This is a genomic window from Paraburkholderia sp. BL17N1, from assembly GCF_003634175.1.
In the GTDB taxonomy this organism is placed as follows: Bacteria; Pseudomonadota; Gammaproteobacteria; order Burkholderiales; family Burkholderiaceae; genus Paraburkholderia.
On the sequence record NZ_RBIW01000001.1, the window covers coordinates 2,956,979 to 2,970,952 of the forward strand.

Here is a 13,974-nt window from a genome sequence, read left to right on the forward strand (position 1 = left end):
GATGTGTCTTCGATTCGATTGAGGTCACGCAGCGGGGCTGGCGCTGCTATCGGTTTGATGCGGACGCGCGTCGCGGGTCACGCCGCGCATCAGGATGATCAGCAGCGTGGCGCCGATCAGATCGAAAGCGCCGAGTGCGCCGAAGAGCGGCGTGTAGCCGATCGAATCGGCAAGGGCGCCCACCAGCAGCGAAAAGCCGAGGCCGCCGATCCACGCGGACATGCCCGCAAAACCGGCGACAGTGCCGACTTCGCTGGGATCGAACACGTCGGCGGCGAGCGTATTCACGAGCGCCGAGATCATCTGGTGCGCGAAGCCGCCCACGCAGAAGAGCGCAATGGCCTGATACGGCGACGCGACGAGACCGATGCACGCGGGCCCGAGCATCATGAGCGCGCCGAGCACGACGCCCGCGATGCGCGACCAGATCAGCGGCACACGCAGATGCTTCATCAGGAAAGGCGACAGGTAACCGCCGAATAAGCCGCCCAGGTCGGCGGCGAGAAAGGGCAGCCACGCGAACATCGCGATCTGCTTCAGATCCATATGGCGTTGCGTGGCGAGATACAGGGGAATCCAGAAGCTGAATGTCTGCCAGGCCGGTTCGGCGAAGAAACGCGCCTGGGCGATCGCCCAGAAGCGGCGCGTGCGCAGCACTTCGCGGATGCTGCGCCGCTGCGGCGCGCCCGGCGTCTGGCCGCCGACGATCGTCTGGCGCTCCGCTTTGCTGATGCGGGCGTGCTCAGTCGGCGATCGGTACAGCAGATACCAGGCAGCGGCCCAGACGAAGCCGAGTGCGCCGGTTACGGCAAAGGCGCTTTGCCAGCCGTATCGCAACGAGAGAAACACGACAAGCGGCGGAGCGAGCAGCGAACCCAGCGAGGTGCCCGCATTGAAGTAGCCTACCGCGACGGACTTCTCGCGATTGGGAAACCATTCGGCGACCACCTTCATGCCGGCCGGAATGGCGACGGCCTCGGTCAGGCCCATGAGTCCGCGCAAAGCCGCGAGCGAAAGCCAGCCGCTCGCAAAGCCGTGCAGCACGCCTGTCAGCGACCACAGGCAGGCGAATAGCGCAAAGCCGAGCCGCAACCCGATCAGATCGATGATCAGCCCGCAGATGGGCTGCATGATCGTGTAGCCGACCTGAAAGGCGCCCACCACGTACGAGTATTGCTGCGTGCTCATGTGCAGCAACTTCATCAACTCCGGCGCCATCACGCCGAGTGCGTTGCGCGACAGGTAGTTGACGATCGTCCCGAGACATACGAGCGCGATGATCCACCAGCGCAAACCAATGATTGTTTTCAAAATCCGTCTCCGTACGCGAAGTGTTCGGTGGCTGGCCGTTGGGAAAGCGGTTATGCGCGAATTCGAACATTTATCTTCGTTTAGTGTCAGTCATCGTATCACTGATATGGTTGTCGAATACTAGGGAAAACCATGTATTCAGGTCCATATTTGCGAGGAATTGTCAATGAAACAGGCCTTTGCGCGATGCGTGACTAGCTAGATGTCGGACGACCGGCTACTTCTTGATTTTTCTGTAAATGTTCCTTCGAACATCGAATGTTCGTTTTGCGCATGGACGCAAATGGCGGGTCGCTGGGCGTGTTTGCGATGGCGACGGCGTGTCGATGCCGTCAACTTGTCTTGCCGCAGGCACCGGCTCGACCGGCGTCCCGAAACTGGCAGCACTCGAACCGCGCCAGGCGAATCCGAACGTCTCTATGTCGAGGAAGGGCAAGGCAGGAGGAAATAGTAATTCGATATCCTACGGATTTCGTCCGCACTGAAAACGAGCAAACGCCATGCGTGCCTGGCTTGCATATCGCCGCGGTCGAATCCTTCAAGGCATGAGTGCGCTGCGAGCAGAGGCGCCTCGCGTCTGGCCCGCTCTGATTGCAACGCCACCGCCTTTTCACCAAAAGCATGTCCGATGTAACGAGACGTAACCGCGCGGCGTTGCGTGCGATGTTATGCATCAGTTATTACAAAGTTGAAATACGCGGTGCGGCGCCTTGCGCTATATTTCCGCCAACAACACATTCTTCTAAAAGGGTGATCGATGAAGTCCGCTCGTCTTGTTCCACTTTTGATCGGGGTTTTCGCACTGGGTGCGTCGGGTGCCGCAATGGCCGGCGGTGTCAACATCGGGGTCAACATCGGTATTCCCGCGCCGGTCTACGTCGCGCCGGCACCGGTATACGCACCGCCGCCGCCTCCTCCTCCGCCGGTCGTTTATCAACCGGCACCCGTGTACTACGGCGGCCCGGCGGTAGTGATCGGCTGGCATGGCGACCGCTACTGGGACGGCCGCCGCTACTGGGCGCGCGATGACTGGTATCGTCATCATCCCCCGGGCCATTACAACTACGGCCGCGACCATTACGACAACCATCGCGGCTGGCACTAAGCGTTCAGGCCGCGGTTGACCGGATCGCGAGGTCAAAGAAAAACCGCCCACGTGGGCGGTTTCTTCATTGGGCTTCTGTCATAAGCTCTGCCATCAGCCCGTAAAGCGCAGCAACGAGTACGAAGCATCACGCGTTCACGCGGAACCTTCGTCGTTCATTCCGCCACGGCGGCCATGCCGCCCACCACCGCGCTAAACCCGCTATCGACGTGCACGATTTCCGCCGTCACACCGGCCGCCAGATCCGATAACAGGAACGCCGCCGTATTCCCGACCTGTTCGATCGTCACGTTGCGCTTGAGCGGCGCGTTCTGTTCGACGAACTCGAGAATCTTGCCGAAGCCCTTGATACCGCTCGCGGCCAGGGTCTTGATCGGACCCGCCGAAATACCGTTGACGCGCACGCCTTTCGCGCCGAGCGAGACCGCCAGATAACGCACGCTCGCTTCGAGCGAAGCCTTGGCGAGGCCCATGGTGTTGTAATTCGGAATCGCGCGCTCGGCGCCGAGGTAGCTGAGCGTGAGCAGCGACGCGTCCGGCGTGAACATGGATTGCGCGGCCTTGGCGAGCGCCGGAAAGCTGTACGCGGAGATGTCGTGCGCGATGCGGAAATTTTCGCGCGTCATGCCGTCGAGGAAATCGCCGGCAATCGCTTCGCGCGGTGCAAAGCCGATCGAATGGACGAGGCCGTCGAGGCCGTCCCAGCGCTGCCGGAGCGAGACGAAGAGGGCGTCGATCTGGGCGTCGTCAGCGACGTCGCAGGGGAATACGAGGTCGCTGCCGAACTCGTGGGCGAATTCGGTGATGCGGTCCTTGAAGCGCTCGCCGACATAGGTGAACGCCAACTCGGCGCCTTCACGCCTGCAGGCTTGCGCGATGCCGTAGGCAATCGAACGATTCGACAGCAAGCCGGTCAGCAGGATACGTTTGCCAGCGAGGAAGCCCATGAAATCTCCTGATCGCATCGGCGCGCCGCGCACGTCGACACCATGCGCGACGGACGTGCGGATCGCGCGGGTTTATTGGGTAGAATTCTCTCACATTGCACTTGCCCACTGACCATCAAGGCCCCCATGACAACTGGCTCGCGACGGGTTCCAACGCCTCGTGCACTTCGGTGCAGCGTGATTCACCAACCCTCGTGTGACGGCCTTGCGTTTGCGCCGCGTTCCTGGCGTTCCGTCTGCGCCGCGATGATGTGCGGCGTGCTGGCCGTGGCCGGTCTGCTGGTGGCGCCACGGGCGCACGCGGTCTACGCGATCGCGCAATACGGCGCACCGAAATATCCGGCGGATTTCAAGCACTTCGACTACGTCAATCCCGATGCGCCGAAGGGCGGCACGCTGGTGCTCGCCAATCCAAGCCGCCTCACCAGTTTCGACAAATTCAATCCGTTCACGCTGCGCGGCAATACGGCGCCCGGTATCGACCTGATGTTCGAAAGCCTCACCGTCGGCAGCAGCGATGAAGTGGCAACCGCCTACGGGCTGCTCGCCGACGACATCGACATCGCGCCGGATGGCTTGTCGGTGACGTTCCACATCAATCCGCGCGCACGCTTTTCGAACGGCGATCCGGTCACCGCCGACGACGTCAAGTTCTCACTCGACACGCTCAAAAGCCCACAGGCCGCGCCGCAATTCGCGTCGATCTTCGGCGAAATCACGCGCGCGGTGGTGGTCGATCCGCATACGATCCGCTTCGAGTTTCACCAGCGCAATCGCGAGCTGCCCTTGCTTGCGGGCGGCATACCGGTGTTCTCGCGCAAGTGGGGATTGAAGCCGGACGGCAGCCGTATTCCATTCGACCAGCTCGCGTTCGAAAAGCCGATCGGCAGCGGGCCTTATCTGATCGAGCAATACGACAACGGCCGCACGATTACCTACCGGCGCGATCCGAATTACTGGGGCGCGGCGTTGCCGGTGCGCGTCGGCATGAATAACTTCGATCGCGTCGTCTACAAGCTGTACTCGGATAACACGGCGCGGCTGGAGGCGTTCAAGGCGGGCGAGTACGACGCACTGGTCGAGTACGTCGCGCGCAACTGGGTGCGGCGTGACGTCGGCAAAAAATTCGATAGCGGCGAACTGATCAAGCAGGTGTTTCCGCAACATAACGGCACCGGTATGCAGGGCTTTATGCTGAACACGCGGCGGCCGCTGTTTCAGGACGTTCGCGTGCGCAAGGCACTCGATCTCGCGCTCGACTTTCAATGGCTCAATCGCCAGTTGTTCTTCAACCAGTACACGCGTATCGACAGTTTCTTCGCCAACACCGATCTGCAGGCGAAGGGTCTGCCTTCTCCGGGCGAGTTGGCCTTGCTCGAGCCGTGGCGCGCGAAGCTCGACCCGGCGGTGTTCGGTCCGCCGCCGAAGCAGCCGGATACCGATCCGCCCGGCTCGCTGCGTGCCAATCTGCTGGAAGCGCGCGTGCTGTTGGAGCAGGCCGGCTGGACCTATCGCGACGGCGCATTGCGCAACGCCAAGGGCGAGCCGTTCCGCTTCGAGATTCTCGACGACTCCGGCTCGTCCGCGCAGATGGAGCCGATCGTCGCCACCTTCATTCGCAATCTGCAGAAGCTGGGCATCCAGGCCACGTTTCGCGTGTCGGATTTCGCGGTCTATCAGAAGCGTCTGGACGCCTTCGATTTCGACACCACCACGATTCGCATGCCGGACGTGCAGGTGCCTGGCTCCGAGCAGATCGAACGATTCGGCAGCAAGGCCGCCGATACGCACGGGTCCGATAACATGATCGGGCTGAAGTCGCCTGTGGTGGATGCGATCCTGAGTGCGCTCGTGCATGCGCAAACGCGCGAGCAACTGGTCGACGCCACGCATGCGCTCGACCGTGTGCTGATGCATGGCTACTATGTCGTGCCGCATTGGTACAGCGCCACGCATCGGGTGGCGTTCAAGCGCGGTCTTGCGTGGCCCAAAACGCTGCCCCTGTACTATTCAGCGGAAGGCTGGATTACGTCGATGTGGTGGTTCGCGCAGCCACCATCGCAGCCGCAGCCGCCGGCGCAACCTTAAGCGCACCAACGCGTCATTCATTCGGAAACGCCGCCATGTGGAGCTACATCGTCAAACGCCTCCTGCTGATGATCCCGACCTTGCTCGGCGTGCTGACGCTGACCTTCGTCGTGATCCAGTTCGTTCCCGGCGGCCCGGTCGAGCAGATGCAGCACGAGTTGCGCAAAGGCGCGGAAAACGGCGCGCCGTTCGGTCTGCGCGCGCACAACGGCGTCGACGCGCAGCAGATCGCGCAACTCAAAGCGCTCTACGGGTTCGACAAACCGCCGCTCGAACGCTATATGCTGATGCTCAAGCGCTTCTCGACTTTCGATCTCGGCCAGAGTTATTTCCGCCATCAAAGCGTGTGGTCGCTGATCGTTTCCAAGCTGCCGGTGTCGATCAGCATCGGCTTATGGACTTTCTTTCTGACGTATCTGATATCGGTGCCGCTCGGCATTGCGAAGGCGGTGCGCAACGGCTCGCGTTTCGATGTCGCGACAAGCCTCGTGGTGCTGGTCGGCTACGCGATTCCGGGCTTCGTGCTGGGCGTATTGCTGCTCGTGCTGTTCGGCGGCGGCACGTTCCTGCAACTGTTCCCGCTGCGCAATCTCACTTCGGACAACTGGGCGCAATTGAGCGTGGCGGGCAAGATTCTCGACTATCTGTGGCATATCGCGCTGCCGATCACGGCCTCGGTGGTGGGCAGTTTCGCCGTCGTCACCATGCTGACGAAAAACGCTTTCCTCGACGAGATCCGCAAGCAATACGTGCTGACCGCGCGTGCCAAAGGTTTGTCGGAAAAGCGCGTGCTGTGGAAACACGTGTTTCGCAATGCGCTGTTGCCGCTGATCGTCGGCTTTCCGGGCGCGTTTATCGGCGCGTTCTTTACCGGCAGTCTGCTGATCGAAACGCTATTTTCGCTCGACGGCCTCGGGCTGCTGTCGTACGAATCGGTGGTGCGGCGCGACTATCCGGTCGTGCTCGGCACGTTGTATCTGTTCACGTTGATCGGACTCGCGACCAAGCTGATTTCCGATCTTTGCTATGTGTGGGTCGATCCCCGCATCCAATTCGAACAACTGGAGCGCTGATGAATCGAGCCCGTCTTTCCGCCGACGCGTCGGCGCGCTCCGAACCGGCGCGCGCGTTCGTCTCGCCTTCGCCGGCGCGCCGTGTGTGGCAGCGTTTTCGCCAGCAGCGTCTGGGCTACTGGAGCCTGATCGTGTTCGTCGTGGCGTTCGCGGCGAGCCTCGCCGGACCGCTGTGGTCGAACGACAAACCGCTCGTGGTGCGCTACGACGGCAGCCTGTATTTTCCGATGTTCAAGACTTACGCCGAGACCACCTTCGGCGGCGACTTCCCGACGCCGGCCGATTATCTCGACCCGTATATCAAGCATCGTTTCGACGCGCCGGGCAATTTCGCCGTGTATCCGCCGAATCGCTACTACTACGACACGCTGAATTACTTTTCGAAAGCGCCGAATCCGGCGCCGCCGTCGCGTGAGAACTGGCTCGGCACCGACGACCGCGGCCGCGACCTGTTTGCGCGTTTGCTGTACGGCTTCCGGGTGTCGGTGGAATTCGGGCTGGTGCTGACGTTGATCGGCACGATACTGGGTATCGCCGCGGGCGCCGTGCAGGGTTATTTCGGAGGACGTATCGATATCATCGGGCAGCGTTTGATCGAAATCTGGAGCGCGATGCCCGAGCTTTATCTGCTGATCATCTTTTCGTCGATCTTCGAACCGGGCTTCATTCTGCTGATCGTACTGCTCTCGTTGTTCGGCTGGATCGGTTTGTCCGATTACGTGCGCGCCGAATTCCTGCGCAATCGTCATCAGGACTACGTGCGGGCGGCACGCGCGATGGGGCTGTCGAACTGGCAGATCATGTGGCGGCATGTGCTGCCCAATAGCCTCACGCCGGTGATCACGTTCCTGCCGTTTCGCATGAGCGGCGCCATTCTCGCGCTGACGAGCCTCGACTTTCTCGGTCTGGGCGTGCCGTCGCCGACACCGAGCCTCGGCGAACTGCTCGCGCAAGGCAAGGCGAATCTCGACGCGTGGTGGATTTCGCTGTCCACCTTCGGCGTGCTGGTGGCGATGCTATTGCTATTGACCTTCATGGGCGACGCGCTGCGCAACGCGCTCGATACCCGTATCTCCGATGCGATGCGTGCCGGAGGCAATCAATGAGCGCGAATTTGCAAAGCAACGCGACATCGGCCACGACACCGCCGCTGCTGGAACTCGACCATTTGCACGTGCGCTTCGGCGACACCGTCGCGGTGAGCGACGTGACGCTCGCGATCCAGCGCGGCGAGCGTGTGGCATTGGTCGGTGAATCGGGCTCGGGCAAGAGCGTGACCGCGCTGTCGATCCTGCGGCTGCTGAGCGACGCGCAGGTGAGCGGCTCGATCCGTTTCGATGGCGAGGATCTGCTCGGCAAGACCGAGCGCGAGATGCGCGGCCTGCGCGGCTCGGACATCGCGATGATCTTCCAGGAGCCGATGACCGCGCTCAATCCGCTCTACACGGTCGGCGACCAGATCGCGGAAACCATCGTCGTGCATGACGGCGTGAGCGCAAACGAGGCGCGCAAGCGCGCCGTGGCGCTGCTGGGACGCACGGGTATCGCCGAGCCGGGCAAGCGCGTGAACAGCTATCCGCATCAGCTTTCAGGCGGCCAGCGCCAGCGCGCGATGATCGCGATGGCGCTGGCGTGCCGTCCGCGCCTCCTGCTCGCCGACGAGCCGACCACCGCGCTCGACGTGACGATCCGCGCGCAGATCGTCGACCTGCTGCTGGAACTGCAACGCGACGAAGCGGAGAAACGTGGCATGGCCGTGCTGCTGATCACGCACGATCTGAATCTGGTGCGCCATTTCGCGCAACGCATCGCGGTGATGGAGAAGGGCGTGCTGGTGGAGAGCGGGCCGGTCGAACAGGTGTTCGGGTCGCCGCAGCATCCGTACACGCAACGTCTGCTGGCGAGCCGCCCGGAACGCACGGTGGTGCCGGTGCTGCCGATTTCGCCGGTGCTGCTCGAAGCGCGCGGAATCTCGGTCGACTTCAAAACGAAGCTGCCGGGCTTCAGCGGCTGGTTCCGCTCGGGGCGGTTTCGCGCGGTCGCGGATGCAAACGTGTCGGTGCGCCAGGGCGAGACACTCGGGATTGTCGGGGAATCGGGTTCGGGCAAGTCGACGCTCGCGATGGCCTTGCTCGGCCTGCAACGCACCGTGCACGGCGAGATCGAGTTTCAGGGCAGGGCGCTCGACAGCTATCGTGGCGCCGAACAGACCGCCTTACGGTCGAACATGCAGGTTGTCTTCCAGGATCCGTTTAGTTCGCTTTCGCCGCGGCAGACCATCGAGCGGATCGTCGGAGAAGGGCTCGCGCTGCACCGGCCGGCCATGACGCCGCAAGCGCGCCGCGACAAGGTGACCTCGGTGCTGCGCGAGGTCGGCCTCGACCGCACGGTGCTGCAACGCTATCCGCACGAATTCTCCGGCGGGCAACGTCAGCGGATCGCGATTGCGCGCGCGCTGGTTCTCGAACCACGCATTCTGATCCTCGACGAACCGACCTCCGCGCTCGATGTCTCCATTCAACAGCAGGTGCTGAAACTGCTCGCCGGGTTGCAACGGAAGTACAACCTCGGCTTCGTTTTTATTAGCCACGACTTAGCGGTGATCGGGGCCATGGCGCATCGTGTCGCGGTCATGCAAAACGGTTCAATTGTCGAAAGCGGCGAGGTTGAGGAGATTTTTGCGACACCCTCCCACCCGTACACCCGAAAGCTGCTGAAAGCAGCGCTGGACCATTGATTTACCGCTTTTTCACCAATTGGGTGCGCCTCTCGATTGTATTTTTCTATTTGTTTTGACATGTGAATACTTACTGGCTAGTATCGACCAAACTTTTTTCCGTAGACCCCTGATTTTTAGGCAAAAAATACCGACCAATGCAGCACAGAAACCTAACCCAGGCTTGCACGCGCGTCGTCGCCGGGATGTTCATTGGCGTCTTGATGGCAGCAGCTCCCGGCGCGTTCGCCGACGAAGTAAGCAGTTTCAATCAGAATGCCTCATATTCGACCCTCAACGGGTCGAATTCTTTGTCCACCCCTACCTCGCAAGCCACCGCTCCCACTAGCGACAGCGGCGCCAAATCGTTCCTGTCCGGCATGGCCGGCAAAGCGGGCGATGTGGTTGTCGGTGCGTTGAATATGATCGGCGTGCGCTACCGTTGGGGTGGCAACACCCCGGATTCAGGGCTCGATTGCAGCGGCTTCGTGCGCTACGTGTTCCAGGACACGCTCGGTATGGCGCTGCCGCGCCGCGCCGAGGAAATGAGCCGTGTCGGTGAAAAGGTTCGCGTGAGCGACCTGAAGCCGGGGGATCTGGTGTTCTTCAACACCATGCGCCGCACGTTCTCGCACGTCGGCATCTATATCGGCGACAACAAGTTCGTGCATTCGCCCTCCACGGGCAGCACGATTCGTGTCGACGACATGGATGACGGCTACTGGGAAAAGCGCTTCACCGGCGCGCGTCGTATCGAGACCTCGTATCAGGAAGGCGAGGATCTGCGCAAGCGCGTGAACGCAACAATCGGCGGCAATCAGTAAGATCGCGCCTGCGTTTCTCGCATGAAAAAGCCTGCTTCGAACGAAGCAGGCTTTTTTGCGTTTGAGCGGCGGACGAGGCGGCGGCGGGGGCTGCGCGGGTCCGCGCGGGTTCGTTTACGCCGCGGCCCGGCTCGCCGCCGCCAGCTTGCGCTGCAATTCCGGCATCATCTTCGCCACCGCTTCCTCGCCGGCCAGAACCGCCGCGTTGCGCTGCGAGAAATCGCTGCCGCTCATGGCGGCCAGATTGGGACGGATCACGACGTCGGCGTATTTGTCGAGTTCATAAGCCTTGATCGTCTGGCCCATGATGGTGAAGGTCTGCATCAGCACGTCGAATGAACTGGCCGTCAGGCCGCTTTCCGGGCGCTGCGAGATATCCACCGCGATCACGAAATCCGCGCCCATCTTGCGCGCGAACGACGCCGGCACCGGGCTCACCAGGCCGCCGTCCACATACTCGTGGCCGCCGATCCTCACCGGCTCGAAAATCGACGGCACGCTGCACGACGCACGCACCGCGATACCCGTATTGCCCCGCTGGAACAGGATCGGCTGGCCGGTTTTCAGATCGGTGGCGACCACGCCGAGCGGCTTGGCCATCTTCTCGATCGGTCGGTTGTTGAGCGTCGTGTTCAGGTAGTTCTGCAGCGCGACGCCTTGCAGAAAGCCGCGCGTGCGAAACGGCATGGCCCAGTCGCTGATCGACGCTTCGTCCATGGTCAATGCGAGCTTGTTCAGCGCGAAACCGTTCATGCCAGACGCGTACAGCGCGCCCACCACTGATCCGGCGCTGGTGCCGGCCACCAGATCGACCTGAATATTGCGCGCCTCGAGCCCCTTGATCACGCCGATGTGCGCGAAGCCGCGCGCAGCACCGCCGCCCAGCGCGAGCGCGACGCGCAGCGGCCGCTGCGGCTTGTCGAGTGGCGGCGTCGGCGTAACGGGTGTGACGGCGACGGGCGTGCTGCCAGTTTTGCTGCCGGTCGTGGTGCAGGCGGCCAGCACCGCGGAGGCGGCGGCCAGTGAAAAGTTGCGGCGGGCGAGGCTAGGCGATGAGGGCTTCAACGAGTTCTCCAGCAACGGCGCGGGCGACGCAGTCGGCGTCGCCGGTGGCCGCGATCAGGCGGATAGTCAGACGGACGGGATCGCCGGCGGCGATTCCATGCGCCGTGGATCTATCTCCGGCCGCAGCGCGCGCACATCATAAAGCAAAGCCCCGCGCGCGCGGCGGCGCGGTAATGAAACGTTGCAGAGGAAGCCCTTGGACGCTACGCCGCGCGGCACGCACGCGCCACCTGGCCGTTCGGACGAGGGCAGGTAAGACGCCTCTCGAAGGTATAATTCGGCTCTCGCATTTAATTCCTTCGTGCCCATGCACGGCGCTGTTTTGCCGAATGGGCGCGCTCCGCTGCCGCGCTTCGCGGGCGATGTCCGCCCCGAGCGCCGGCGCCCGTCTTCCGAGTAACCGCTAATGACCACCTCTGTTCGTACCCGTTTCGCACCGAGTCCCACCGGCTTCATCCACCTCGGCAACATTCGCTCCGCGCTTTATCCGTGGGCGTTCGCGCGCAAGATGAAAGGGACCTTCGTGCTGCGGATCGAGGACACCGACGTGGAGCGCTCCACCTCCGAATCTGTCGATGCCATTCTCGAAGGCATGGCGTGGCTCGGCCTCGATTTCGACGAAGGTCCGTTCTACCAGATGCAGCGCATGGACCGTTACCGCGAAGTGCTCAAGCAGATGCAGGACGCCGGGCTGGTGTACCCGTGCTACATGTCAACGGAAGAACTCGACGCACTGCGCGAGCGTCAACGCGAAGCCGGCGAAAAGCCGCGTTATGACGGCACGTGGCGTCCGGAGCCAGGCAAGGTGTTGCCGCAGCCGCCGGCGGGCGTGCAGCCGGTGCTGCGCTTCCGTAACCCGCTCACCGGCGTGGTGGCGTGGGACGACGCCGTGAAGGGCCGCATCGAAATCTCGAACGAAGAACTCGACGATCTCGTGATCGCGCGCCCGGACGGCACGCCGACCTACAACTTCTGCGTGGTGGTGGACGATCTGGACATGCGCATCACGCACGTGATTCGCGGCGACGATCACGTCAACAACACACCCCGGCAGATCAACATTCTGCGCGCGCTCGGTGGCGAGCCGCCGGTCTACGCGCATTTGCCCACCGTGCTGAACGAGCAGGGCGAGAAGATGAGCAAGCGCCACGGCGCGATGAGCGTGGTGGGTTATCGTGACGCCGGTTTCCTGCCGGAGGCGGTGGTCAACTATCTGGCGCGCCTCGGCTGGTCGCATGGCGACGCGGAAATCTTCTCGCGCGAGCAGTTCGTCGAGTGGTTCGATCTGGAGCATCTGGGCAAGTCCCCGGCGCAGTACGACCACGACAAGCTGGCCTGGCTGAATGCGCACTACATCAAGGAAGCGGATAACGCACGTCTCGCCCAGCTGGCCAAGCCGTTCTTCACCGAACTGGGTATCGACGAGGCCGCGCTCGCGCAAGGCGCCGATCTGGTGGCCGTGGTCGGCTTGCTGAAGGACCGTGCGTCAACGGTGAAGGAAATCGCTGAGAACGCCGCGATGTTCTATCGCACGCCGGCGCTGGATGCCGAGTCCGTCGCGCAGCACGTGACCGACGCAGTGCGCCCGGCGCTCGCCGATCTGGCCGCCGCGCTCAAGACCGTGGAATGGACCAAGGAAGCGATCGCCGCCGCATTGAAGGCAACGCTTGGCGCGCACAAGCTGAAGATGCCGCAACTGGCAATGCCGGTGCGTCTGCTGGTGGCGGGCACCACCCATACGCCGTCGATCGACAGCGTGCTGATGCTGTTCGGGCGTGACGTCGTCGTGGGCCGTATCGAAAAAGCGCTGGTCTGAGCGCGTTCGCGCGTGCCTTGAGCGGGTTTGCATGCGGCTTTGGAAAAAAGTCGCATGCAATTGCTCAAAGGGTATTTACAAAGCGCAAATTGGCCTCTAGAATCTCGTTTCTGTTCTGCAAGGGGGTATAGCTCAGCTGGGAGAGCGCTTGCATGGCATGCAAGAGGTCAGCGGTTCGATCCCGCTTACCTCCACCATCAGAGCAGAGTGAAGTTGTTCGGAAGCGTGGAACCTGTAGCAAAAAAGACTTCACAAACAGCGGTAACGTAGTTAGAATATCGGTCTTTGCTGCTGGCGAAACAGAAGTTAGCGTGAGTTAGCAGCAAGATAAAGACAAATCTGAAAAGATTATGTCCCCTTCGTCTAGAGGCCTAGGACATCACCCTTTCACGGTGAGTACAGGGGTTCGAATCCCCTAGGGGACGCCAAACATCAGCGTCGCTTTAGTGTTCGATTTATTCGAGTAGTAAGCGGCACAGCTTGCAGAGAGAAGACCAACGCTCGCAAGTCATTGATAGGCAAACTGGAGCGGTAGTTCAGTTGGTTAGAATACCGGCCTGTCACGCCGGGGGTCGCGGGTTCGAGTCCCGTCCGCTCCGCCAGACAAAGCCCGTTCATACGAACTTGAACGGGCTTTTTCATTAAAGGTGTAAGCAGTACGTTGTCCCCTTCGTCTAGAGGCCTAGGACATCACCCTTTCACGGTGAGTACAGGGGTTCGAATCCCCTAGGGGACGCCAGCAAATCGGCGTCGTTCGGTTGGAAGTTTGAACGGTGCAGCGGTAATGCAGCGGTGAATGAGCCAGTCTCATCAGCTGCGGTGCAAGAAAATCTGGAGCGGTAGTTCAGTTGGTTAGAATACCGGCCTGTCACGCCGGGGGTCGCGGGTTCGAGTCCCGTCCGCTCCGCCAGATTTGAGAAAGCCCACTTCGAAAGAAGTGGGCTTTTTTTATTCCACTGTCCAGCGTGCCTGGGTATGCTCGGGACAAACAGCCATTGCCAGCGTGCGCGGCCTGTTTTACCGTTGACC

At 61.9% G+C, this 13,974-nt stretch carries 10 protein-coding genes and 5 tRNA genes; 12 read left to right on the plus strand and 3 right to left on the minus strand.

Features of this window, described 5'->3' with window-relative positions; all coding sequences use genetic code 11:
- Nucleotides 1–24: 24 nt before the first annotated feature.
- A complete protein-coding gene (locus B0G82_RS13325; protein ID WP_121307611.1) occupies nt 25–1,311 on the minus strand; it encodes an MFS transporter in 1,287 nt (428 codons plus the stop codon).
- Nucleotides 1,312–2,068: 757 nt separating this feature from the next.
- Here B0G82_RS13325 and B0G82_RS13330 point away from each other — a divergent pair.
- On the plus strand, nt 2,069–2,416 hold the full coding sequence (locus tag B0G82_RS13330) for a hypothetical protein (protein ID WP_116140468.1): 348 nt from the start codon (nt 2,069–2,071) through the stop codon (nt 2,414–2,416).
- Nucleotides 2,417–2,571: 155 nt separating this feature from the next.
- On the opposite strand, the gene fabI is transcribed toward B0G82_RS13330, so the two are convergent.
- The gene (gene fabI, locus B0G82_RS13335) at nt 2,572–3,363 is read right to left on the minus strand and encodes an enoyl-ACP reductase FabI (RefSeq protein ID WP_116140470.1); all 792 of its coding nucleotides are present in this window, start codon (nt 3,361–3,363) and stop codon (nt 2,572–2,574) included.
- A 246-nt stretch (nt 3,364–3,609) separates the two neighbouring features.
- On the opposite strand from fabI, the gene B0G82_RS13340 reads away from it, so the two are divergent.
- From B0G82_RS13340 to B0G82_RS13360, 5 genes are all read left to right on the plus strand, one after another.
- Nucleotides 3,610–5,451, plus strand: coding sequence for an extracellular solute-binding protein (locus B0G82_RS13340; RefSeq protein WP_241974682.1), 1,842 nt, complete (start codon nt 3,610–3,612; stop codon nt 5,449–5,451).
- Between the two features lie 35 nt (nt 5,452–5,486).
- Nucleotides 5,487–6,524: an ABC transporter permease subunit gene (locus B0G82_RS13345; protein WP_121307613.1), complete on the plus strand. Its 1,038-nt coding sequence runs from the start codon at nt 5,487–5,489 to the stop codon at nt 6,522–6,524.
- Nucleotides 6,524–7,630, plus strand: a complete 1,107-nt coding sequence (locus tag B0G82_RS13350; RefSeq protein ID WP_106279563.1) for an ABC transporter permease — start codon at nt 6,524–6,526, stop codon at nt 7,628–7,630. Before B0G82_RS13345 ends, B0G82_RS13350 begins: the two co-directional genes overlap by 1 nt.
- Nucleotides 7,627–9,261 carry a dipeptide ABC transporter ATP-binding protein gene (locus B0G82_RS13355; protein WP_121307614.1) on the plus strand — a complete coding sequence of 545 codons (1,635 nt, stop codon included), beginning with the start codon at nt 7,627–7,629 and terminating at the stop codon, nt 9,259–9,261. The genes B0G82_RS13350 and B0G82_RS13355 overlap by 4 nt, the downstream gene beginning before the upstream one ends.
- A gap of 137 nt (nt 9,262–9,398) precedes the next feature.
- A complete protein-coding gene (locus B0G82_RS13360) occupies nt 9,399–10,064 on the plus strand; it encodes a C40 family peptidase (RefSeq protein ID WP_121307615.1) in 666 nt (221 codons plus the stop codon).
- A 114-nt stretch (nt 10,065–10,178) separates the two neighbouring features.
- Here B0G82_RS13360 and B0G82_RS13365 read toward each other — a convergent pair whose 3' ends face one another.
- On the minus strand, nt 10,179–11,129 hold the full coding sequence (locus B0G82_RS13365) for a patatin-like phospholipase family protein (RefSeq protein ID WP_121307616.1): 951 nt from the start codon (nt 11,127–11,129) through the stop codon (nt 10,179–10,181).
- A 406-nt stretch (nt 11,130–11,535) separates the two neighbouring features.
- On the opposite strand from B0G82_RS13365, the gene gltX reads away from it, so the two are divergent.
- The 6 genes from gltX to B0G82_RS13395 all read left to right on the plus strand — a co-directional run bounded on the left by gltX (nt 11,536) and on the right by B0G82_RS13395 (nt 13,855).
- On the plus strand, nt 11,536–12,945 hold the full coding sequence (gltX, locus tag B0G82_RS13370; protein WP_121307617.1) for a glutamate--tRNA ligase: 1,410 nt from the start codon (nt 11,536–11,538) through the stop codon (nt 12,943–12,945).
- A gap of 121 nt (nt 12,946–13,066) precedes the next feature.
- Nucleotides 13,067–13,142: transfer RNA gene (locus B0G82_RS13375), tRNA-Ala, on the plus strand.
- Nucleotides 13,143–13,297: 155 nt separating this feature from the next.
- Nucleotides 13,298–13,373, plus strand: a tRNA-Glu gene (locus B0G82_RS13380).
- A gap of 97 nt (nt 13,374–13,470) precedes the next feature.
- Nucleotides 13,471–13,547: transfer RNA gene (locus tag B0G82_RS13385), tRNA-Asp, on the plus strand.
- A gap of 61 nt (nt 13,548–13,608) precedes the next feature.
- Nucleotides 13,609–13,684: transfer RNA gene (locus tag B0G82_RS13390), tRNA-Glu, on the plus strand.
- 94 nt (nt 13,685–13,778) lie between these two features.
- Nucleotides 13,779–13,855: transfer RNA gene (locus B0G82_RS13395), tRNA-Asp, on the plus strand.
- The last annotated feature ends 119 nt before the right edge of the window (nt 13,856–13,974 follow it).